21 protein-coding genes and 1 pseudogene are annotated in these 20,910 nt (G+C 39.0%); 18 read left to right on the top strand and 4 right to left on the bottom strand.

The window, feature by feature from the left end; genetic code table 11:
- The first annotated feature begins 110 nt into the window (after nucleotides 1-110).
- The 4 genes from thpR (at nucleotide 111) to CZ487_RS21310 (ending at nucleotide 5,121) form a co-directional block, all read left to right on the top strand.
- Nucleotides 111-680, top strand: a complete 570-nt coding sequence (gene thpR / locus CZ487_RS21325; protein WP_077214292.1) for an RNA 2',3'-cyclic phosphodiesterase — start codon at nucleotides 111-113, stop codon at nucleotides 678-680.
- An 85-nt stretch (nucleotides 681-765) separates the two neighbouring features.
- The gene (locus tag CZ487_RS21320) at nucleotides 766-1,752 is read left to right on the top strand and encodes a nuclease-related domain-containing protein (RefSeq protein WP_077214291.1); all 987 of its coding nucleotides are present in this window, start codon (nucleotides 766-768) and stop codon (nucleotides 1,750-1,752) included.
- A 112-nt stretch (nucleotides 1,753-1,864) separates the two neighbouring features.
- Nucleotides 1,865-4,012 (top strand): type I pullulanase, encoded by a 2,148-nt coding sequence (gene pulA, locus CZ487_RS21315; RefSeq protein WP_077214290.1) that lies wholly within the window; start codon nucleotides 1,865-1,867, stop codon nucleotides 4,010-4,012.
- A gap of 332 nt (nucleotides 4,013-4,344) precedes the next feature.
- Entirely contained in the window at nucleotides 4,345-5,121 is a 777-nt protein-coding gene (locus tag CZ487_RS21310; RefSeq protein ID WP_077214289.1) for a phosphotransferase family protein, read from the top strand.
- 5 nt (nucleotides 5,122-5,126) lie between these two features.
- Here the strand turns inward: CZ487_RS21310 and CZ487_RS21305 are convergent, their stop codons facing one another.
- On the bottom strand, nucleotides 5,127-5,405 hold the full coding sequence (locus tag CZ487_RS21305) for a YtzH-like family protein (protein WP_077214288.1): 279 nt from the start codon (nucleotides 5,403-5,405) through the stop codon (nucleotides 5,127-5,129).
- A gap of 245 nt (nucleotides 5,406-5,650) precedes the next feature.
- Between CZ487_RS21305 and trmB the strand changes: the two genes are divergently transcribed.
- The 3 genes from trmB (at nucleotide 5,651) to CZ487_RS21290 (ending at nucleotide 8,767) form a co-directional block, all read left to right on the top strand.
- Entirely contained in the window at nucleotides 5,651-6,289 is a 639-nt protein-coding gene (trmB, locus tag CZ487_RS21300; RefSeq protein ID WP_077214287.1) for a tRNA (guanosine(46)-N7)-methyltransferase TrmB, read from the top strand.
- Nucleotides 6,290-6,466: 177 nt separating this feature from the next.
- A complete protein-coding gene (locus CZ487_RS21295; RefSeq protein ID WP_077214286.1) occupies nucleotides 6,467-7,840 on the top strand; it encodes a sigma-54 interaction domain-containing protein in 1,374 nt (457 codons plus the stop codon).
- A 129-nt stretch (nucleotides 7,841-7,969) separates the two neighbouring features.
- Nucleotides 7,970-8,767 carry an enoyl-CoA hydratase/isomerase family protein gene (locus CZ487_RS21290; protein ID WP_077214285.1) on the top strand — a complete coding sequence of 266 codons (798 nt, stop codon included), beginning with the start codon at nucleotides 7,970-7,972 and terminating at the stop codon, nucleotides 8,765-8,767.
- Nucleotides 8,768-8,788: 21 nt separating this feature from the next.
- On the opposite strand, the gene CZ487_RS21285 is transcribed toward CZ487_RS21290, so the two are convergent.
- Complete coding sequence (locus CZ487_RS21285; protein WP_077214284.1) at nucleotides 8,789-9,613, bottom strand: hypothetical protein; 825 nt, start codon at nucleotides 9,611-9,613, stop codon at nucleotides 8,789-8,791.
- A 244-nt stretch (nucleotides 9,614-9,857) separates the two neighbouring features.
- On the opposite strand from CZ487_RS21285, the gene CZ487_RS21280 reads away from it, so the two are divergent.
- The 5 genes from CZ487_RS21280 to CZ487_RS21260 all read left to right on the top strand — a co-directional run bounded on the left by CZ487_RS21280 (nucleotide 9,858) and on the right by CZ487_RS21260 (nucleotide 14,871).
- Nucleotides 9,858-10,622, top strand: coding sequence for an enoyl-CoA hydratase/isomerase family protein (locus CZ487_RS21280; RefSeq protein ID WP_077214283.1), 765 nt, complete (start codon nucleotides 9,858-9,860; stop codon nucleotides 10,620-10,622).
- An 8-nt stretch (nucleotides 10,623-10,630) separates the two neighbouring features.
- Nucleotides 10,631-11,479 carry a 3-hydroxybutyryl-CoA dehydrogenase gene (locus tag CZ487_RS21275; protein WP_202617896.1) on the top strand — a complete coding sequence of 283 codons (849 nt, stop codon included), beginning with the start codon at nucleotides 10,631-10,633 and terminating at the stop codon, nucleotides 11,477-11,479.
- Nucleotides 11,480-11,511: 32 nt separating this feature from the next.
- Entirely contained in the window at nucleotides 11,512-12,678 is a 1,167-nt protein-coding gene (locus CZ487_RS21270) for an acyl-CoA dehydrogenase family protein (protein WP_084783343.1), read from the top strand.
- Entirely contained in the window at nucleotides 12,678-13,376 is a 699-nt protein-coding gene (locus CZ487_RS21265; protein WP_077214281.1) for an alpha/beta fold hydrolase, read from the top strand. Before CZ487_RS21270 ends, CZ487_RS21265 begins: the two co-directional genes overlap by 1 nt.
- A 70-nt stretch (nucleotides 13,377-13,446) precedes the next feature.
- Entirely contained in the window at nucleotides 13,447-14,871 is a 1,425-nt protein-coding gene (locus tag CZ487_RS21260) for an NAD-dependent succinate-semialdehyde dehydrogenase (protein WP_077214280.1), read from the top strand.
- 53 nt (nucleotides 14,872-14,924) lie between these two features.
- On the opposite strand, the gene CZ487_RS21255 is transcribed toward CZ487_RS21260, so the two are convergent.
- A complete protein-coding gene (locus CZ487_RS21255) occupies nucleotides 14,925-15,236 on the bottom strand; it encodes a PepSY domain-containing protein (protein WP_077214279.1) in 312 nt (103 codons plus the stop codon).
- 250 nt (nucleotides 15,237-15,486) lie between these two features.
- Between CZ487_RS21255 and CZ487_RS21250 the strand changes: the two genes are divergently transcribed.
- Together CZ487_RS21250 and CZ487_RS21245 are read left to right on the top strand one after the other, a co-directional pair.
- The gene (locus CZ487_RS21250) at nucleotides 15,487-16,560 is read left to right on the top strand and encodes a M42 family metallopeptidase (protein WP_077214278.1); all 1,074 of its coding nucleotides are present in this window, start codon (nucleotides 15,487-15,489) and stop codon (nucleotides 16,558-16,560) included.
- Nucleotides 16,561-16,935: 375 nt separating this feature from the next.
- Entirely contained in the window at nucleotides 16,936-17,454 is a 519-nt protein-coding gene (locus CZ487_RS21245) for a DUF84 family protein (RefSeq protein ID WP_077214277.1), read from the top strand.
- A gap of 56 nt (nucleotides 17,455-17,510) precedes the next feature.
- Here CZ487_RS21245 and CZ487_RS21240 read toward each other — a convergent pair whose 3' ends face one another.
- Nucleotides 17,511-17,954, bottom strand: a complete 444-nt coding sequence (locus tag CZ487_RS21240) for a YtoQ family protein (protein ID WP_077214276.1) — start codon at nucleotides 17,952-17,954, stop codon at nucleotides 17,511-17,513.
- A gap of 178 nt (nucleotides 17,955-18,132) precedes the next feature.
- Here CZ487_RS21240 and CZ487_RS21235 point away from each other — a divergent pair, with 178 nt between their 5' ends.
- The 4 genes and pseudogenes from CZ487_RS21235 to CZ487_RS26975 form a co-directional block, all read left to right on the top strand.
- On the top strand, nucleotides 18,133-18,648 hold the full coding sequence (locus CZ487_RS21235) for a hypothetical protein (RefSeq protein ID WP_077214275.1): 516 nt from the start codon (nucleotides 18,133-18,135) through the stop codon (nucleotides 18,646-18,648).
- A gap of 153 nt (nucleotides 18,649-18,801) precedes the next feature.
- The gene (locus CZ487_RS21230; protein ID WP_077215414.1) at nucleotides 18,802-19,116 is read left to right on the top strand and encodes a thioredoxin family protein; all 315 of its coding nucleotides are present in this window, start codon (nucleotides 18,802-18,804) and stop codon (nucleotides 19,114-19,116) included.
- 92 nt (nucleotides 19,117-19,208) lie between these two features.
- Nucleotides 19,209-20,009, top strand: coding sequence for a DUF1444 domain-containing protein (locus tag CZ487_RS21225; RefSeq protein ID WP_084783342.1), 801 nt, complete (start codon nucleotides 19,209-19,211; stop codon nucleotides 20,007-20,009).
- A 183-nt stretch (nucleotides 20,010-20,192) separates the two neighbouring features.
- Nucleotides 20,193-20,910: pseudogene (locus tag CZ487_RS26975) on the top strand (hypothetical protein); the annotation flags it as partial.

Genomic DNA, 20,910 nt, shown 5'->3' with positions numbered 1-20,910 from the left:
ATATCTAATATACACTATTCCAATCAATACAGATGGAATAAATACTGCAATTTTTAAATAGAAGGATATATTTGCTACAATATGAAAAGGATGACTGAAAGGACGATAAAATGAATAGGAATGCTCATTTTTTTTATGCCCTCCGTTTGCCGATGGAAACGAAAATCTTGCTCAAGGAACAATGTGATCGCCTTAAGCAGCAGCTCCACTTTGGCAGATGGGTGCACCATGAAGATTATCATATTACATTAGCTTTTTTAGGAAATGCGGAAAAAAGTCAATTAGAACAGTCAGCAGCATACGTGCAAAAGGCATTGATGGATGTAAGTTCTTTTAAGCTTTCTATAAATAGCCTTGGCGTATTTGGGAAAAAAGAATCCCCGCGGATTTTCTGGGCTGGAGCAGCGAATGAAGATAAATTGCATGAAGTAAGAAAACTAGTTTATGAAGCTTGTTACCAAGCACAGTTCAAGTTGGAAAGCAGGCCGTTTTCTCCCCACATTACTTTGGCACGGAAATGGAAAGGGGAGAATGAGTTCGCTAAAGAAAAGCTAGTTTCAATTGATCCCTTTGCAGCCAGCCCTATACAATTTTCAGCGACAGAAGTGGTCTTATATCAAACCCACTTGGACCGTGAACCAAAATATGAATCCATTCAAGTATTTCCTTTTAGTGAATAATGAATGTGTTCTACAAAAATTTGGTGTTCAGACTAGGTACAAAGAAAAATATGTTTTAGAAATATTACAAGGCAGGTCAATCCGTATGGGTCAGTTAATTAAATTGCAAGATTATGTATCGAGATACGAACAGAATATATACTTGTATCCTTCTCGCTATGTTAGGTTAAAAAAGCAGCAATGGGGAAAACTGCTATCTTCCTGGGAAAGCGGCAATCAAGTGTTTGAAGAACTTCCTGCACAGCCCGCACTCTCGGATTGGTATGAAGAAGAGAAAGTGCCGTTAAGTGAAAGAGCGAAGGGATTTTTTAAATTTAGGAAAAAAGAAAGTGAGACCATAGTTGAAACAGAGGAAGGAACAGAGAGTATATCAGCAGAAGAAGATCCATTTCAATTTACCCCCTCATTTTCAGTCCGGCCGAACTCAGAAGAAGATTTGAAACGGCATTTTCTTGATCAGCTGTTTTCTTACCAAATGAAATGGGCAAGCACCACCTTGACAGAAAAGTCATTTGTGGATAAGAAATTTTTTTACGATGAGCGTCTCAAATATTTCCTTCAGAGATTTCCAGATACCTTTCTTGTTTTATACAATCCTATTTTTTTATTAAAAAAAGCGCCTGTTGAGGTTGAGACTATTTTAATTTCTCCTACTGATATTTGGTGTATTTCTTTTTTAGAAAAGGAAGAGTCAGCTGTCTTTGTTGGGTCGAATGAACGGTTTTGGTTGAAAAGAAATCAGCAAAAAGAAGAAAAAGTCTTAAATCCATTGATATCATTGAACAGGACTGAAAAAATTATAAAGAATATTTTGCAACTGTACGAAATTGAACTGCCCATACATAAACTAGTGTTAAGCCGTAATGGGTACATCGATTATCCCGCTGCACCACATGGAATCAATCTTATTGAAAGAAGGAACTATGACAAGTGGTTTCAATCGATGAGATTGAATCGTTCTCCTTTAAAACATGTACAAATAAAGGCGGCACAGGCTTTGCTGCAATATTGTCAAACTACGAGCATACGCAGGGTGGAATGGGATATCAGTACAAAGCAGGATAATGGGTAAAGTTGATATTAAAAGATAAGACCCTGAACATATATTAGGGCTTGTTTGCAGGTGTTTCTTTTGTTCATTCAGGGAATAAAAAGTGTTAAAGGGGTAAAGGGGCTGTAAACAAATGATTATCATTGAACGAATTTTTCAAGCATATCTAGATGAAATGAAATTGATTACCATTTTACTGCCTAAAACCTATCATGAAGGCCGCTCAGCGCATTTTCAGATACATGATGAACAAAAGTGTGTAACTTTGCAAATAAGAGAAACGATTGATTTAGATGACGCTGTTAAATATATATGTTCATGTGAAAGTGAACCAATGCTTGGGAAAACGTATTGGATAAGTGATGAGCATGGCGGAAAAACAGATCTTCAAATCGGAGCCGTTATTCGCAGTGATGAATTTGATCAAAAGTTTTACTATGATGGTGACTTAGGGGTCAGCTATGATAAGGATAAAACTGTTTTCAAATTATGGGCACCTACTGCAACAGGAGTTAAACTAAAGCTGTATTCTCCTGAGCTAAAAGAGCTTGACCCTGTCGAAATGCGTTTAGCGGATCGTGGCGTTTGGATTGTGGAAGTTGAAGGAGATTTAGAATACTTCCGCTATTCTTATCTTGTATGTGTCAATTTAGAATGGAAGGAAGCTGTAGATCCTTATGCCGTTAGTGTAACGGCAAATGGACAACTAGGGGTCATTATTGATTTAAATAAGGCCAAGATAGAAGAGAAGAACTCGTTGCCTCCGTTAGACCATCCTGTAGATGCGATCATCTATGAAACACATATTCGAGATTTTACCATTCATCCTCATAGTGGTGTAAAGGAAAAAGGAAAGTACCTCGGCGCTGCAGAGGTAAATACGAAAAATACAGATGGGACATCCACTGGTCTTTCTTATGTAAAGGATTTGGGAGTCACACATATTGAGTTGCTTCCACTTCATGATTTTGAAGGGGTTGATGAATTAGGGGAAAAGAAGGAATACAATTGGGGCTATAATCCCCTGCATTTCAATGCTCCTGATGGAAGTTATTCAAGTGATCCAACTGCCCCATATGCGCGAATCATTGAGCTGAAAAAATTAATTGCGGCGATTCATGATCAAGGTCTAAGGGTAATAGTGGATGTTGTATACAACCATGTCTATAAAAGAGAAGAATCTTCCTTTGAAAAAATCGTGCCAGGCTATTATTTCCGTCACGATGTACATGGCTTGCCGTCGAATGGAACAGGTGTAGGAAACGATGTTGCTTCAGAACGTCTCATGGTTAGGAAGTTTATCATCGACTCCCTTAAGTTCTGGAAGTCAGAATATCATGTTGACGGATTTCGCTTTGATTTAATGGGGATTTTAGATATTGAGACCATGACCCAGATTAGAAACATGCTTGATGAGATCGATCCACAAACCTTAATGATTGGGGAAGGCTGGGATTTAAATACGCCTATCCCGGTTGAACAAAAGGCGAGCATCCGAAATCAAGCCAAACTTCCAAGAATAGGACAATTTAATGACTGGTTTCGGGATTCTATTAAGGGAAGCACCTTTAATTTACATGACCGCGGATATATCCTAGAAAACGAACATTATTATGAGGCTGCTAAACAAGTAATCGCAGGCAGTATCGGGATTGAAAAAAGTGAGAAAGGTCTTTTTCTAGAACCTGTCCAAAGTGTTAATTATATTGAATCACATGATAATCACACACTATGGGATAAATTAAAAGTCTGTGAAGCAAATGAATCAGAGGATTGGATTAAAAAGAGGCACCGTCTTGCTACTTCCATCGTTTTATTATCTCAAGGCATTCCTTTTCTTCACAGCGGCCAGGAGTTTTTCCGAAGTAAACAGGGACACGGAAATAGTTATCGATCACCTGATGAAATCAATCAGTTGGATTGGGATGCCTGCAGAGTGAATTGGGAGAACGTACAATACCTTCGGGGAATTATTCAGATCAGGAAATCTCACCGTGCTTTCCGATTTAATTGCGCTGAATTGATTCGAAGGCATATGCAATTTCTTTCGGTGCAAAGGCCGGTAATCGCTTATTTATTAGACGATGTGGGTAGATTTGGAACGTGGAATAAAATTGCGGTTCTTTTTAATCCAGCAAAAAAGGAATTCTGTGTTGATCTCCCGGAAAAAGACTGGAAAGTGCTGGCTAATGATCTGTTTGCAAGTGTTAAGCCTATAGAAACCTTCTCAGACAGCCAAATTGTTTTAAAACCGTGCAGCACTAATGTGCTTGTAAAGTAAGGGATAAACCCAACTCTGGCGTCTATCTTCGATCTGTTAAAGCAGTATATAAATTTAAAATGAAAAATAACTTTTTATGTTATTTTAGTTACGCTTGACGAAAAATACCATTAGGGGATAAAATTTAGTAGGATAGCTATTGTTGTAATTTGCTTCAATAGCTGTTTTTTATTTGAACGAAAAGAATGTAAATGTATACTTAAGACCTTAGCTGTATGGCTTTTAGGGTCAACTCAGCTGCGTCTTTCGTTTCCGATAATTTTGTTAAAAACTTTCGTGTTAAACGATCCTATCCTCAGCAGAATAACATGAAAAGATGAAGGTGAACAATTTTGGAAGACTTATTTGGACAAGAAGAATGGGAGATTGTTCCCGCAGGAGGAGCGACCGGAGAAGCATTCTTTGCACAACATGATAATCAACGGCTTTTTCTAAAGCGGAATTCTTCTCCATTCCTCGCTGTTCTGTCAGCAGAAGGAATTGTTCCAAAGCTCGTTTGGACGAAGAGGCTGGAAAATGGTGATGTGATTACAGCTCAGCAATGGCTGGAGGGAAGAGAACTCAAACCAGTTGAAATGAATGAGAAAAGAATCGCGAAGCTTCTTCAAAAAATACATTGTTCTGAACCACTTCTTGGAATGTTAAAAAGAATGGGAAAAACCCCGATCGAACCGATCACCATTCTTCACATGCTGGAGAAGGAATTGGATGATGAAACGAAAGAAATTGAAGTAATACAGTCATCACTTAACTTTATGAAAAAGTATTTAACTTATATTGAATATGATTTTCCGGTTGTTTGTCATGGTGACATTAATCATAACAACTGGCTGCTCACTCATAACAACCAGTTGTTCTTGATTGATTGGGATGGTGCGATGATCGGTGATCCTGCCATGGATTTAGGTATGCTGCTTTACTCTTACATTCCAAGAGATCAATGGGATAATTGGCTTCAATTATATGGAATAGAACAGACTAACCATTTAAGGGTAAGGATGAAATGGTATTTTATTGCACAAGTTCTGACATTCGTACAGTGGAATAAGAATAAAAATCGTCAGGAAGAAATGGAAAAATCTATTCGTGCTCTAATAGCAATTGTTTAGTTCTTTTAAGTGTACTGATTCATGTCGTTGACCCACTGAGATAAATCTTGCTGGTGTGATTCAATATGCTGATCTAAATTACTAGAATTGATGCCGTTTTGACTGTAGTTATAGATTTCTTCTAACACAGTTTTTACATTTTGGTTTATATTATTGTTAACCATGAGGGATTTTACTAATCGTTCAAGCTGTTCGCATTCTGAAACAGACCCGCAGCAATCTAACTGATGGTTATTAATAATATCTTTCAATAAATTCATTTGATCCTGTTCATTTAATGGCATAACCAACACCCTTTCTTACAGTGGTGAAACTTTTAAAGTGAAGGAAAAAGGAATTCATATGTAGGTTGTGAATTCCTTTTTGCAATTATACAGTGATGGTAGATTTTGTTTTGTGTTGATTCCTGGTTAAATTTTTTCACACCATCAATAATAGTAATAAGACAAATGAGATGCGGCCAATAATGGTTGCAGGAACACCTGCAGCATGATATGGTTTGAACGAATATTTTTTTAGGGGTGTACATATGCGTTTAAGAAATAAACCATGGGCGAGAGAGATGTTGCAATCACATCCGCAATTTGTTATCCTTTCGCCGGAACAATATAAAGGTAAATGGAATACAGCTTTTGAAAAAGACCAGCCCCTTCATATAGAAGTTGGAACTGGAAAAGGCCGTTTTATTACAGAGATGGCGAAAGCAAATCCACATATTAATTATTTGGGTATTGAGCTGTATGAAAGTGTAATTGTGGTAGCGCTCGATCGTTTAATAGAGGCGAACCTGCCAAATGTAAAACTCCTTAATGTGAATGCTGAAAAGCTAACGGAGTATTTCGCAAAGGGAGATGTAGATAGAGTTTATTTGAACTTCTCAGACCCGTGGCCTAAGACGAGGCATGCTAAGCGCCGTCTAACACATGAGAACTTTTTAAAGTTATATGAAGAAATTCTCGTCGATAAAGGGGAAATTCATTTTAAGACAGATAACCAAGGGTTATTTGAATTTTCGCTGATGAGTTTTTCAGAGTATGGATTATTGTTAAAGTACCTTAGCTTAGATTTTCATAAAAGTGATTTCGAGGGAAATATCATGACAGAATATGAAGAGAAATTCTCTCAGCAAGGCAGCAGGATTTACCGCTGTGAGGTAAAATATCAATAATAGATGAGCTTGTCCGTTTCCAGGGCAGGCTTTATTTGTGTTTGCAGCTTTCCTGTAATTGTAATCCATGCTTAATAGAGTTATCATTAATTATAAGATTAATTTTTTGTCTATTTAGTATATTAAAAAAATAAAAGAACTCGTCATGAATCAGCAAGATAGAAAAGGTGGATTTGTATGAGGCTGGAAAAACATTTAATTTCTATCTTAGAATCTCTTCACGATGCTGTCATTATCATTATTATGGATAGTACGATCGTATATATAAATAAAGCGTACACGAAACAATTTGGTGTTCCTGCTAAGAAAATCATTGGCAGGAAACTATCTGAAATTGAAAAAAATTCTAGGATCCTTGATGTTCTTAAGAATGGGAAAGCCCTGATTAATGACTTCAGTTATGTTCATTCCCTTAACAAAGATGTTTGTGCAAATATCACGCCTTTGATGGAAAATGGTGAAATGATTGGTGTTGTAACGATCATGAAAGATATATCAGAGGTCACGAACCTGCAAAAAGAAATTAACAATTACAAACACAATATAACGGAGCTGCAAGAAAAATTAGAACAGCGGACATTTGCAAAATTAAAGTCACAGTCATTTCCTATGCAGAAGGCTGTAGGATTAGCGAAGCAAGTAGCAGATACAGATGCCACGATTATTTTGCATGGAGAGAGTGGAGTGGGAAAGGAAATCTTTGCTGGAGCCATTCATGAGGCTAGCGGCAGGAATGACAAACCATTTGTGGCTATTAATATGGCATCCATCCCCGAGTCTTTATTCGAAAGTGAATTATTTGGCTACGAAGAGGGTTCTTTTACTGGTTCAAAAAGAGGTGGGAAAAAGGGTCTCTTGGCACTGGCAGATAAGGGAACGCTTTTTCTAGATGAAATTGGTGAAATGTCGCTTAATATGCAGTCAAAGCTCCTAAGAGTAATTCAGGAACGAAAATATCAGAAAGTCGGCGGGACCGCTCTGCATTCTCTCGACGTCAGAATTATTTGTGCAACACACCGCAACCTAGAGGAAATGATGCTGGCTGGACAATTTAGGGAAGATTTATATTATCGGTTGAACGTTGTCCCCATTCATATTCCTCCACTGAGAAAGCGGAAGGAAGATTTAAAATATCTTTCACAAAATATACTAAACGAATTGTGTGCAAAGTATGGAAAGCATGTATGGATAGATGATGAAGTGCTCTCATGGATGCAAAGTTATGATTGGCCGGGAAATGTACGTGAACTCTCGAATGTCCTGGAAAGAATGATCGCTGTTTGTAACAAGCCATATTTAAGTTTAGCAGATATCCCGGAACCATTTATTAGCGATAAAAGTCTGACTGATCCTGCACTAAAAGAACGATGGATGTTGAAGGAGAGTCCCTCTGAGTCAATTCCTCCTCTCGAGAAATTATTAGAAAGACTGGAGAGAGAGCATATTGACTATGTGCTGAAAAATACAAAAAACAAAACCGAGGCAATTAAAACGTTAGGAATAAGCCGGAAGTCATTTTACGCAAAACTAAAAAAATACGATATGGTATAAGGCCGGTTATTTCACTGTATTTATTAGATAAATAGGAATGTCAAATTTTGAACCATTTTCTCATATGTCGTACGTTCATAATGAAAATAGAAGTGGAATTCAATCAAGATTAATGAGGGAGATGGAGAAATGAAGGTAAATATTAAAAGAATGGAAGAAGAACAAGCAAAAATCGTCCTTCAAGAAAGTGCTGGGTTAGCAATCATTACGATTAAAAGACCTCAAAAGCGTAATGCGTTAACGGCAAATATGTGGAATCAGTTATCTGAGATTGGTCAATCTGTTCTTGAAAATCCGAAAAATAAGGTCGTGCTGCTTAGAGGCTGGGGCGAACAATTTACAGCAGGGTCTGATATTGGAGAGTTTCATCAAATGTCTCTTAAAGAAGCAGAGGAATCATTCACTACTATGGAAAAAGCAATATCTACCTTTGAAAATCTAATGATTCCAACGATTGGTGTCATAAATGGACCGGCGATGGGAGCAGGATTAGAACTGGCTCTTGCCTGCGACATAAGAATTGGGTCTGAAAAATCAAAATTAGGAATACCTGTGGGGAAACTAGGGATTACGCTAAATAATAAATTTGCTCAGAGACTGGTCAATTTGATCGGCCCAAGCTTAACAAAGGATCTCGTGTACACTGGCCGAGTATTGAAAGCAGAAGAAGCACACCGCTTGGGAATGTTAAATTACTTGGTGAGCGGAGATAATCTTGATCGATACGCGATAAGGATGGGAAAATTAGTGGCATCCCAGTCCCCTGCCTCACTGCTTGCGATTAAGAAGTCAGTAAATGAATGTGTCAATAGCGTTCCAAAGCTTTGGGAAGGCTCTACTCCTTTTGTGGACCAACAAGATTTTCCTGAAGGGGTAGCCGCCTTTGTAGAGAAAAGACCGCCGCGTTTTGCAAACAGAAAAATGTAATTAGAAATGGAAGTCCTCTTTTCAAGGGACTTCCATTTTTTTTGATGCCATTTGGATGTGCAGGTTTACCGAGTACAATTCGATGTGGAAGATTTTTTTAAACACATCAAATAATTCCTTTTGAAGATCCTCTGTCATTTTCACCACATTGATACTTCTATCGAGAGGGGTGTGCAGAACAATATTTAATTTGAGAATGGGCACACTCTTCATGCTTATTTGGATTGATTTACATTCGTAGACATCTTTATGGCGCAAGCAAACGTCTTCCACAATATCTTTAAAGACATTTTTATGGATTGTGATGTGTCCACGTTGAAAATCAGGATGAACGATTGTTGTTTCACCGATCATTTCTTTTTTGGGAGTGAAGATTTTCATCCCTTTTTGGATTAATTTCTTAAAAAAGTTTTGTTCAACTTGCCTGTACGGAATGGGAATGACATGCTTGCCCTCTGTTTTTCTAATAAACTGGGCCATCTTGATTTCGCTGGAAGTACGTATATCCTCGATATGATAGATTTGTTTAATTTCTCCTAACCCTAGGTTTTTCGCTATTTGCTTAACCATTTTGTCAGAAGTGCCGATAATCAAAATTTTGTTAATGAAATGAGCGGCTATTGCAGCTTGCACTTCTTGTCTATGCCCGATGTCAAAAAACACTGCTCTTTTTACGGCCGTAATCGGGTTTTTTTCAAACTTTGCTGAAGTTCCAGCGATGCGATGACCATTAAAAATAAGTAAGCCGTCATCAATAATGGCAGGTATTTTTTTTTCATGGGCAAATGATAAAGCAATCGTACTTTTCCCGGTACCGCTAGCACCGCTTAACGCGAAAACTTCCATAAAATTCATCCTTTTTAGAGATTTAGAGTTTTTTAATATTATATTTTCAATGAAAGGTTTATTCAATGAATTTCAACAATTGTTTCCAAAAGGGACAACTGTTTCCAAAGGATACAACGGTTGTTTCTTTCGGAAACAGTTGTCTGTATTTTCTGAATAATTATGTTGGTTCCTATGAATATACACTTTGGCATGGTATTTGCAAAGAAATTGATGGGATATTAAGCCTGAAGGAGGAAATGATATGTCAAAAGTTTTGTATGAACAGAAAAATAAGGTTGGGTTCATTACGATTGATTCACCACCTGTGAATGCTTTAAACCGAGAGGTCATCAATGGACTTGAAGACGCAGTTAGCAAAGTAGGAAAAGATGTGAGTGTTGTCATCGTAAGTGGTGCTGGTACTAAAGCTTTTGTTGCGGGAGCGGATATAAAGGAATTCCCAGAATTGACTGCAGAAACTGGTGAAGCGCTTGTGAAAAGAGGCCAGAACGTCTTTAATGCCTTAGCACAGTTGAAACAGCCGGTGATAGCGGCGATTGATGGATTTACACTTGGAGGAGGACTGGAGCTGGCATTAGCCTGTGATATCAGAATCGCATCGAAGGGATCTCAGTTCGGTTTTCCAGAAGTAAAACTCGGAATTATTCCAGGGTATGGAGGTACACAAAGACTACCTCGACTGATTGGACAAGGGAAAGCGATGAAATTGATTTTATCTGGTGATTTTATAACAGCGGAAGATGCTTATCGCTGCGGCTTGATTGAAGAAGTTGTAGAAGGTGATGTGCTCGGTAAAGCAGTGGAGCTCGCTGAAGTCATCGCATCAAGGGGACCGCTTGCGATTCAAAAGGCTAAGGAAGCAGTTGTAAACGGGCTTGGTACAACACTAGAAAAAGGGCTCGACATAGAAGCAAAGCTATTCGGAGAATGTTGTGATACAAGTGATAAAAATGAAGGCGTCAGCGCTTTTATCGAAAAAAGAGAACCAAATTTCACAGGACAATAAGGAGGAAACTGAGGATGAAGAGAATTGGAATAATTGGATTTGGGACGATGGGTTCAGGCATTGCGCAAGTATGTGTAGAAGCGGGCTACGAGGTAGTGGCAGTTGAAGTTGATCAAAGCTATTTTAGCCGCGGGTTAAAGCAAATTGAAAAAAACTGGGATAAAGCTGTACAAAAAGGAAAAATGGATGAAGACACCCGCAATAAGAACAATCAGCTGCTGACAACAACTACAGAATGGGAAGCGTTAGCTAGTGTAGATTTCGTAATTGAAGCGGTTAGTGAAAATATCGAATTGAAGAAAGAAGTATTTAGAAAGGTTGAGAAGTTTGTTAAAGAAGAGACGATCATTGTAAGTAATACTTCTGGGCTCAGTATTACAGAAATGGCAAGTGTACTAGAGAACTCAGGAAGAGTAATGGGCTTCCATTTCTTTAATCCGGTGCCAGTCATGAAGCTTGTAGAATTAATCAGAGGTTATGATACAACAGAAGAGACATTTCAAAAATCAAAACAGCTGGTAGAATCGCTAGGAAAGGAAGCTATTGCTGTAAAAGAATCTCCTTTATTTGCTGTTAATCGTATTTTAGTTCCGATGATTAATGAAGCAATCTTTGTCCTTCAGGAAGGTGTAGCGACAGCGGAGGATATCGACAAAGGCATGAAGCTTGGAGCTAATCATCCAATTGGTCCGCTCGCTTTAGCAGATTTAATTGGGTTAGATACATTGTTATTTGTAGCAGATTCACTTTATGAGGAGACACAAGACTCAAAATATCGCACAGCTCCTCTTTTGAGAAAACTGGTAAGAGCAGGACATCTCGGCAGAAAAACAGGAAAAGGCTTCTACGATTATTAATGATAGATTACTAAAAAAATAGATGGGAGGGAATGAAAATAGAAGGGTCATTTAATTATTTTGAATTATCGGAGGAATATCGTCATATTCAACAGGGAATACATCGTTTAGCGCAGGAAAAGATTAAGCCTAGAGCAACAGAGATTGACGAAGAAGCGCAATATCCTTTTGATATTCTTAAGATTCTCTCAGCTCATGGCTATATCGGAGCTAATATGCCTGTTCAATATGGTGGTGCAGGTTTAGATATGCTCAGCTTTTGTATTATTGTTGAGGAGATCTCCCGTGTTTGTGCTTCGTCATCGCAGGTTGCAGTGGTGCAAGAGCTGGGCTCGCTGCCAATCATGATTGGGGGAAGTGAGAGTTTAAAAAGGAGATATCTTCCAGACCTGGCTTCGGGTAAGAAAATTGCTGCATTCGCTCTAACTGAACCGAACGCAGGCTCTGATGTAAAAAGCTTAAAAACCCGGGCAGAGCTAGATGGCGATTTCTATATTTTGAATGGACAAAAAATGTTTATCAGCAACGGAGGAGTGGCGGATGTATACTCCGTTTTTGCGCAAACAGAAAAAGGACTATCCGTATTTGTTGTTGACAGTAATACAAGGGGATTTGAAGTTGGAAAACTTGAAAAGAAAATGGGGATAAAAGGTTCACCAACGGCTCAGCTCTTTTTTGAAAACTGCAGAATCCCTGCTGAGAATCTGATTGGAGAGGAAGGCGAAGGCTGGTTAATCGCGATGAAGACGTTTGACAAGTCAAGACCAACTGTGGCTGCCCAAGCACTTGGAATTGCTCAAGGAGCCTATGATGTTGCGCTGGAATATGTCAAAGAAAGAGAACAATTCGGGCAGTCTATTAGTTCATTTCAAGGCATCCAATTTATGCTCGCAGACATGGCTACTCAAATTGAAGCTGCCAGAGGCCTGGTCTATCGCGCTGCCTCAAAGGTAAATGAATTGACTTCGACCGGTAAAAACCCAGAGTTAACGCGAGCCTCGTCCATGGCTAAAATGTTCGCATCCGATACTGCAATGAAAGTGACGACCGATGCTGTACAGCTTTTGGGCGGCTATGGATTTATTCATGAGTATAGAGTGGAGCGAATGATGAGAGACGCAAAAATCACGCAAATTTATGAAGGCACGAATCAAATTCAAAGGCAGATTATTGCTAGAACCATATTAGGAGGAAGGTAATGGGGAGTATGAAACTTCTATTCATCCATGGTGCAGGAGGCACGAAAAGCAAATGGAGGGCAATCGATCAGTATATTGCAGACAAATTTACTTGCGAAAAAATTGATTTACCTGGTCATGGTGATAATGAGTATAATGCGATTACCTCTATTCAAGATTACGCATCCTATGTCACAAGAGACATTCATGATGATACGATTGTTGTCGGGCATTCTATGGGAGGTCTCGTTGCCCTTGAGTTAGCTGCCAGGAATCCGAAAGTAAAAGGAGTAATATTGGCTGCTAGTTTTTATGAACTGCCTGTTCATCCAAAGCTTTTGGAACAATTGGCAAACGATGAATTTCCGGAATCTTTATTTCATGCATCCTATGGCAAGGATACAGATTCTGAAATTTTGCAAGTTGAAAAGGAAGAGCTAAAGCTTGTGCCGATAGGTGTTACATATGCTGACTTTCGAGCCACGAATCAGTATAAAGAAGGTTTGGAAACATTGAAATCCCTCAAAATCCCTGTTTATGCAATCTTAGGTTCTGAGGATCGTCTTCTGCCAAAAGGTGCTGTAGAAGCATTCGAGAAAGAAAAGCCTGACATGAAGGTATGTGTTATTGAAGGGGCTGGGCACTACGTGATGGTGGAGAAGCCGGAGGCGTTTTGTGAAAAGTTAGTAGAATTTGTGAGAGAGACAGAAAAAAACTAGATACTGAAATCTCAGAAGCAGAACGAAGGAAATTAATATCGTAATAGGTTATGAGAATGGGGGTTGTCACTTGTTATATATAGATGGGCAATGGCGTAAGTCAGAAAGTGAATTTAATGTATATAACCCAGCAAATGGAGAAGTCATTGGCACAGCAGCGGATGGCAATAAAAGCGATACGAAAAATGCGATTGAGGCAGCAAAAACAGCATTTGCCTCTTGGTCAAAGCTCACTGCTTATGAAAGATCCCGCTACTTATATAAAGCATACGAAATTATGATGGAGCGCAAAGAGGATCTTGCCCGGTTGATGACATTGGAACAAGGCAAGCCGTTAAAAGCAGCCCGGAATGAAGTTCAATACGGAGCAGATTTTTTACTATGGTATGCGGAAGAAGCTAAGCGGATTTATGGAGAGGTTATTCCTGCACCAAGGAAAGATCAGAGGTTTATTGCTATCCGTCAGCCGGTTGGTGTTGTGGGCGCGATTACACCATGGAATTATCCCATTTCTATGATTACCCGGAAGGTGGCACCGGCATTGGCGGCAGGATGTACGGTCGTATTAAAACCTGCTGAGCAAACTCCTTTATGTGCAATTGAAGTATTTAAAGTGTTAGCGGATGCTGGAATTCCAAAAGGAGTGGTAAATTTAATTCCGTCTTCACAGCCTGCAGTCATCGGGGAAGAACTGTTGACAAATCAGGATGTTAAGAAGATTACGTTCACTGGCTCTACCGAGGTTGGAAAGTATATTGCCGAAATGGCTGCACGTAATGTGAAAAGAGTGTCAATGGAACTGGGAGGACATGCACCGTTCATCGTATTTGAAGATGCCGATCCAGTACATGCAGCGAAAGGCGTATCATTGGTGAAATTTTTAAATACAGGTCAAGCTTGTATCAGTCCGAACCGGATATTTGTGCACAGCTCGATAGCGGAAACATTTACCGAAACCTTAATGGACAGAGTAAGGAAGTTAAAGGCTGGAAACGGATTGGAAGAAGGAGTCTCAATTGGTCCCTTAGTCGATGAGGCGGCAATTGAAAAAGTTCATCTTCAAGTGCAAGATGCCTTGGAAAAAGGTGCTTCTATTAAACTTGGAGGAGAAAGGCTGAACGATAACGGCTTAGATAAGGGCTTATTTTACTCACCAACTGTACTTTCTGGGGTAACGAAGGAAATGCGTATTTATAGGGAAGAAACGTTTGGGCCGGTTGCCCCGATTATTACGTTTGATCATGATGAAGAAGTAATAGAGATGGCAAATGATACCCATTATGGCCTGGCTGCTTATGTTTATACTCAAAACCTTTCTAAGGCATTATCTTCTTTCGAACAGCTGAATTTTGGCATCATCGGGATCAATGACATTAATCCCACCGCCGCAGCAGCTCCATTTGGAGGCATGAAGGAAAGCGGCTTAGGAAGAGAAGGCGGCCGTGAGGGCATCGACGAGTATTTGGAAACGAAGCTTGGCGGGTTTTCGATCTAATTTCCTATAGCCTGACCGACGTAAAAAAATCCCTTTGTTAAAGAGGGATTTTTTTACAGTCTCACCGTTTCAATGATCGAACCGGTATGTGCGTCTGCGATAAACTCAAATTGTTCGATATCGTTATGAGTCGACCTAGAAATTCCGCCTTTATAAACTGTATACAATAAATCTTGTTTTACATAAGATTCCGGCTTCATTTGAATCCAAGAACCGCTGATTGGTCCGGCCTGTTTAAATGCCGCTTTAGCATTCGCTAGAGCTTTTTCAGGAGAAACATAGGTCTTTTGTGATAATAATTCTTTCGTTGCATAACCACTCATGATCCCCACGCCTAGTCCTAATAAAAAAGATTTCCAATTCAAGTCATTACCTCCTATCAAAAAGAGTCTCCTTCCATCATAGCAAAAAATAATAAAGATAGATAAGTTTTTCCGTTATTCTTAGCGTATGCTTAATAAAGAGGATTCATGGCTGTAAGTGGTAAGTGTTAAAAAAGTTATGTAAAATGGTATTGATACATATTGTATGAGATGTAGGATAATGCTCAAATTTAAGCGGGTTCCTTTTTGATAACAGCTGATTTAGTAAATTTTTAATAAAGGAGTAGAGAAAATGAACGAGAAGACGTTGCAGCTTTTTAAAACATTAACAGAACTTCCAGGTGCATCTGGGAATGAACATGCAGTCCGGAAATTTTTGCGTGAACAGCTTTCTCAGTACAGTGATGAAATTGTTCAAGATAAATTAGGCAGCATTTTTGGAGTCAAGAGAGGGGACGAAAGCGGGCCAACGATTATGGTAGCAGGTCATATGGATGAAGTTGGGTTTATGGTTACCTCGATTACGGATAACGGCATGATTCGTTTTCAAACATTGGGCGGCTGGTGGAGTCAAGTTCTTCTCGCACAGCGTGTTGAGATTATTACGGACAACGGACCAGTAACGGGTGTCATTGGCTCTATTCCTCCGCATTTATTAGATGAAGCGAAAAGAAAGAAACCGATGGAAATGAGTAATATGCTCATTGATATTGGAGCTGACGATCGAGAGGATGCAGAAAAAATTGGGATTAAGCCAGGTCAGCAAATTGTTCCTATCTGTCCCTTTACTCCAATGGCCAATCCTAAGAAGATTATGGCGAAAGCCTGGGATAATCGCTATGGCTGTGGATTAGCGGTTGAGCTGCTGGAAGATGTTAAGGACGAAAAACTGCCAAATATCCTTTACTCAGGGGCAACAGTACAAGAAGAGGTTGGCCTTAGAGGTGCTGGAACGGCTGCTAATATGATTAATCCTGATCTTTTCTTTGCATTGGATGCAAGCCCGGCCAATGATATGTCTGGTGATAAAAAAGAGTTTGGCCAGCTTGGAAAAGGGACACTATTAAGGATTTTTGACAGATCGATGGTGACACATCGTGGTATGAGAGAATTTGTTCTTGATACTGCTGAAACCCATAATATCCCGTATCAATATTTTGTTTCACAGGGTGGAACGGATGCAGGGAAGGTTCATCTATCAAATCAAGGTGTACCAAGTGCAGTAGTGGGGATTTGTTCCCGTTATATTCATACAAGTGCTTCAATCATTCATGTGGATGATTATGCAGCCGCAAAAGAAATGATTGTAAAGCTAGTGAAAGCTTGCGATCGTTCAACTGTTGACAGTATCCTTCAAAATAGCTAAATGATTTCAGTGATAGGCAGCCGCGGGCTGTCTTTTCGTTATGTTAAAATAAAAATTGTACCCGCGTGCTGTGCTTTTATCGGCTCGAGAATACCACAGCTGATGCTGACAACGATGGTTGATTAAGTGGGATAAATGGAGGAATTTTGTGGAAAGAGGATTTTTAAATAGAAATATGTCATTTATTGGGAATGTTTTGTTTATAAAAGTCTTTTTCAACGAAAATATGTAACATATTGGAAGGCAGCTGTTTAATGAAGATATTTTGGATGAAATTGTGTAATTTATTGGAAAAATCTTCATTGTAAGACAAGCGATTTATTATTAAGTAAAGAAAATGTGAAAAGGATTCAACCATAGAAAGGAAATAAAGAGATGAAAATTGTCATTGGTTCTAAAAATCCTGCCAAAATAAAGGCTGTAGAAGAGGTATTTGAAAAATATAAGCCGGAGATAATCGCTTTAAGTGTTCCTTCTGGGGTGAGTGAACAGCCGTTATCTGATGAAGAAACAATGAAAGGGGCTATGAATCGTGCATGGGCTGCTTTAGAGGCAGGGCAGGGGGATATTGGGATTGGCTTAGAAGGAGGCGTTCAGCAGCATGAAAATGGTCTATTTCTATGCAATTGGGGGGTGTTGGCAGAGGAAGGCAAGCCGCCGCTTTTTGGAGGAGGAGCCAGAATCCCGCTCCCTGAAGAAATTTCGAGTAAATTGTTAGCGGGAGAAGAGCTTGGACCGGTTATGGAGGATTTCGCCAAAAAAGAAAATGTCCGCAAGCAGGAGGGAGCTGTGGGGATTTTTACCAACCAATGGGTGAACCGCTCTGAAATGTTTTCGCATATTGTGAAACTATTAATTGGTCAGTTTGAGTATCGGAATGCAAGAAAATCATGACGCAAGCAACGGCCCCCCTTAGTTGAGAGCCGTTCTTCACGCCATAATAATAAAATCTATTCTTCAAAAATATAGGATAATGTTTTCATCACTTGGTCGACATTTTCGACTGTGACATTTGCTTTTCGCGATAATTCTTTTAGTGGATGATGTAGCTCCTTAGGTCTTACGAGAATCAAAGGCTTTCCTAAGGAGACCGCTGCGCTTGCATCCATTGCTGTGTTCCATTGTTTATATTCTTTTCCAAATAATGCGATCACCAAGTCGGATTTAGACATTAACACTTGTGTTCTTAAATTATTAATACTTGAGGCAGCTTCATCACGATAGATAGGGTCTGGCTGTGTTCCAAGGATTTCTTCTCCAATTAAGTCAGATCGATCATGGTTTTCCATTGGGCCTACAAATTCTATCGGAAGCTGTAGTGCCTTTGCTTTCGTTTTAATTTCATTGCGCCAATCACTATGAATTTCTCCTGCTAAATATACTGTTAAATTCATTTTAGAGCCCTCCTAGTAGAGTTTTCTTTATATTACCATTTTTTTAGAAACTGTACATTCTTTGCTGTGATAGTTGAAGTACTCATCATTATGTTCGAATGAGATGGGTTGTCAGTTGATAGGGATAAGGGTATGATAGAAAAGGATATTTAATTCCTGGGCAAGGAGGAAATGAGGGATGAAAACACGCTATATATCTATGTTCCTTTTCTTGATGCTTCTCTTACTATTAAGTGCCTGCTCGGTTTCTATTGACGAGGAACTGAAAGAAGCGAGACCTGCTGTAGAGGAAGCGTTTAACAGCAAGGCAAAAGAAGCGAATAATGAAAATGAACATATTCAATACTATCTTCCATTTGGTTTTGAAATCGAAGATGAATCGACGCCAAATAATATCATTTTAAAAAATGGATCAAAAACATATATTCTATTTTATAATCAGCAAGAAGAAGCAGATAGTGAAGTCGTCTATGAGGCTACCATCAAACAGAAAGAATATGATATGAATGAACTCTATCAGGATGACCAAAAATTTGGGTTTTTCCTGCTGAAAGAGATCGGTGATGACCGCTACGAATTAACGGTGGGGATTGGCGGAGTGAAAGTAACCAGCGAAGTAAAGGCTAGGAATATTAAATCCGAAGCAAGCACCATGATGATAATCGCAAACTCTGTCGTTAATAAACAAGATTAAAAGTTCAGTTGGGTAGAAAAGAGCACTTCGACCCAACTTAACTTTTTCTATGTCCGCCTACAGTGGACAATGTCTTTTTGTGGTACCTGGTACCTTAGGTGTGATAATATGACTATTAGGTTAATTAGTCAGGGGGAAGTGGAAAAAGTGGAAATGAAGTTGCTTGAGAGTGTAGAACAGTTTGAGCAGATGCGTGATAATGGAAAACATATATTTTTATTTTCTGCTGGATGGTGTCCGGATTGCCGGTTCATTGAACCTTTTATGCCGGAAGTAGAAGCTAAGTTTAATCAATATACTTTTGTACATATTGATCGAGATGATTTTATTGACTTATGTGCTCAGTTGGATGTGTTTGGAATTCCGAGCTTTGTTGCTTTTGAAGACGGTAAAGAGCTGGGCCGCTTTGTGAGTAAAGATCGAAAAACACAAGAGGAAATTGAGAAATTTATTGAAGGCTTAAATTAAAAAAGCAGTCCCTCCAGCTCTTTTGAGGTGGAGGGACTTTTCATGTATTATAGGTTTTAGAAAAACTCCTACATTAGGGGAGGAAAATGGAAATGAAAATGGATAGCAATAAAATGAGAAAAGAACTGGAAAGACGATTAGAGCATCCTAATCGCAGTTTTTCTTATGATAAAAAAAATGACCAGCTTCGTATTGAAAATAAAGAAACTGGAAAAGGAATTACGATTTCTTTACCTGGAATCGTAGGAAAATGGGAAGAACAGAAAGAAAAAGCAATTGATGCGGTTGTTTATTATGTGGAAGAAGGGCTTCAGGCGATGTCAGAAGAGCTTCAGCTCCAAGGCCATGAAAAAAGAATTTTTCCTGTCATCCGTTCTACTTCTTTCCCAACTGCTCAAGATGGAGTGGAATTATTGCATGATGAGCATACAGCCGAAACAAGAATATATTATGCATTAGATTTGGACAAAACGTATCGGTTGATTGATGAAAAGCTAGTTGAAAAGGAAGGCTGGAATCGCGATCGAATTAAGGAAATCGCCTTATTTAATGTTCGATCTCTATCGACAGAGATGAAGGCGGACCAAGTCGCAGGAAATACCTTTTATTTTTTAAATAAAAATGACGGATACGATGCCAGCAGAATTTTAAACGTATCATTTTTAAAAGAAATGGAACAGAAATTAAATGGTTCTATGGCCGTAGCAGTACCTCATCAGGATGTGCTAATCATTGCGGATATCCAAAATGATACGGGCTATGACATTCTGGCTCAAATGACGATGAGCTTTTTTGCAAGCGGGCGAGTGCCGATTACTGCTCTTTCCTTCTTGTTTGAAGAAGGAGAATTAGAACCGATCTTTATTTTAGGAAAAAATAAGAAAAAGGATTAGCCTTATAGGAAAGGGTGCATTGATATGTACCCTTTTTATCATGGGAAAATGAAGGCGAAAGCCCCAGAATAATTGTGGAAGGACTTATAATATACTCATTCTGTTATTTTGTCTCCAATTTTTCTAAATTACTGATACAATAAAATTGTGAATAGAACGTAGAAAGTGGAAAGAGTGATTTTTTTGAGTTGGATAAAGAAGCTACTGCAAATGTTTAAGAAAGAAGATGATGACTACATAGAGAAAGCCTTTCAATACGATGAACCCCAACAACCGAAAAAAATTCCTGGTAATGATAAAAACCGGGATATGGATGCGAAGGTGGTTTATCAATATCCGAAGGGACAATTCAGGTTTCCGCTGATTCCTGATGAACAAGCAGGTAAGCGTGAAAGGAGACCGCCGAAAAAACAGGATGAAGGCCGAGCAGCTCCTGCTGCATCAAATCGACCTGGAAGGCCGAAAAGAGAAGCAGGTCCCGAGAAAAAGTTTGAAAAGCCTCCGGTTAAGGAGCGCGAAGTACAAAAAGAACAAAAAGTACATAAGATACAGAAAGAGAAACAGAGAGCTCAAACAGAGATCAAACGGAATGATTATTCTAAAAGGCCATTCAAACCAACTGAAATCCCGTCACCTGTCTACGGATTTGAACGGAAACCAATCAAGGTGAAGACAGAGATAGAGACAGAGACCGTTGAATTTGAATTAAGTAACTTTAATCTTAAAGGCCAAAAAGAAACGTTGCCTGATCAAAATAAATTAAAAGAACAACATATAAATGAGAATGAATTGAATGAGGAACAGGTTCCAGAGCTAGTAGAGGTTGTGGTTGAAGAAAACAAAGAACCGGCGCAACAGCCAGTAGAGGCGATTGACGAAGCTGTAAACACCGAGGAGTCAG

The organism is Robertmurraya dakarensis (assembly GCF_900156875.1).
GTDB classification, from domain to species: Bacteria; Bacillota; Bacilli; order Bacillales; family Cytobacillaceae; genus Robertmurraya; species Robertmurraya dakarensis.
Note: the sequence above shows the minus strand (reverse complement) of the source record. Positions and strands in the feature narration are given on the sequence as shown.

Coding starts and splice junctions, on each gene's coding strand:
- CZ487_RS21290 (WP_077214285.1), top strand. CDS start 7,970: ATGAAGGTAAATATTAAAAGAATGGAAGAAGAACAAGCAAAAATCGTC.
- CZ487_RS21305 (WP_077214288.1), bottom strand. CDS start 5,405: ATGCCATTAAATGAACAGGATCAAATGAATTTATTGAAAGATATTATT.
- CZ487_RS21235 (WP_077214275.1), top strand. CDS start 18,133: ATGAAAACACGCTATATATCTATGTTCCTTTTCTTGATGCTTCTCTTA.
- CZ487_RS21295 (WP_077214286.1), top strand. CDS start 6,467: ATGAGGCTGGAAAAACATTTAATTTCTATCTTAGAATCTCTTCACGAT.
- CZ487_RS21320 (WP_077214291.1), top strand. CDS start 766: ATGGGTCAGTTAATTAAATTGCAAGATTATGTATCGAGATACGAACAG.
- CZ487_RS21245 (WP_077214277.1), top strand. CDS start 16,936: ATGAAAATTGTCATTGGTTCTAAAAATCCTGCCAAAATAAAGGCTGTA.
- CZ487_RS21225 (WP_084783342.1), top strand. CDS start 19,209: ATGAAAATGGATAGCAATAAAATGAGAAAAGAACTGGAAAGACGATTA.
- CZ487_RS21280 (WP_077214283.1), top strand. CDS start 9,858: ATGTCAAAAGTTTTGTATGAACAGAAAAATAAGGTTGGGTTCATTACG.
- CZ487_RS21230 (WP_077215414.1), top strand. CDS start 18,802: ATGAAGTTGCTTGAGAGTGTAGAACAGTTTGAGCAGATGCGTGATAAT.
- trmB (WP_077214287.1), top strand. CDS start 5,651: ATGCGTTTAAGAAATAAACCATGGGCGAGAGAGATGTTGCAATCACAT.
- pulA (WP_077214290.1), top strand. CDS start 1,865: ATGATTATCATTGAACGAATTTTTCAAGCATATCTAGATGAAATGAAA.
- CZ487_RS21240 (WP_077214276.1), bottom strand. CDS start 17,954: ATGAATTTAACAGTATATTTAGCAGGAGAAATTCATAGTGATTGGCGC.
- CZ487_RS21270 (WP_084783343.1), top strand. CDS start 11,512: ATGAAAATAGAAGGGTCATTTAATTATTTTGAATTATCGGAGGAATAT.
- thpR (WP_077214292.1), top strand. CDS start 111: ATGAATAGGAATGCTCATTTTTTTTATGCCCTCCGTTTGCCGATGGAA.
- CZ487_RS21285 (WP_077214284.1), bottom strand. CDS start 9,613: ATGGAAGTTTTCGCGTTAAGCGGTGCTAGCGGTACCGGGAAAAGTACG.
- CZ487_RS21265 (WP_077214281.1), top strand. CDS start 12,678: ATGGGGAGTATGAAACTTCTATTCATCCATGGTGCAGGAGGCACGAAA.
- CZ487_RS21250 (WP_077214278.1), top strand. CDS start 15,487: ATGAACGAGAAGACGTTGCAGCTTTTTAAAACATTAACAGAACTTCCA.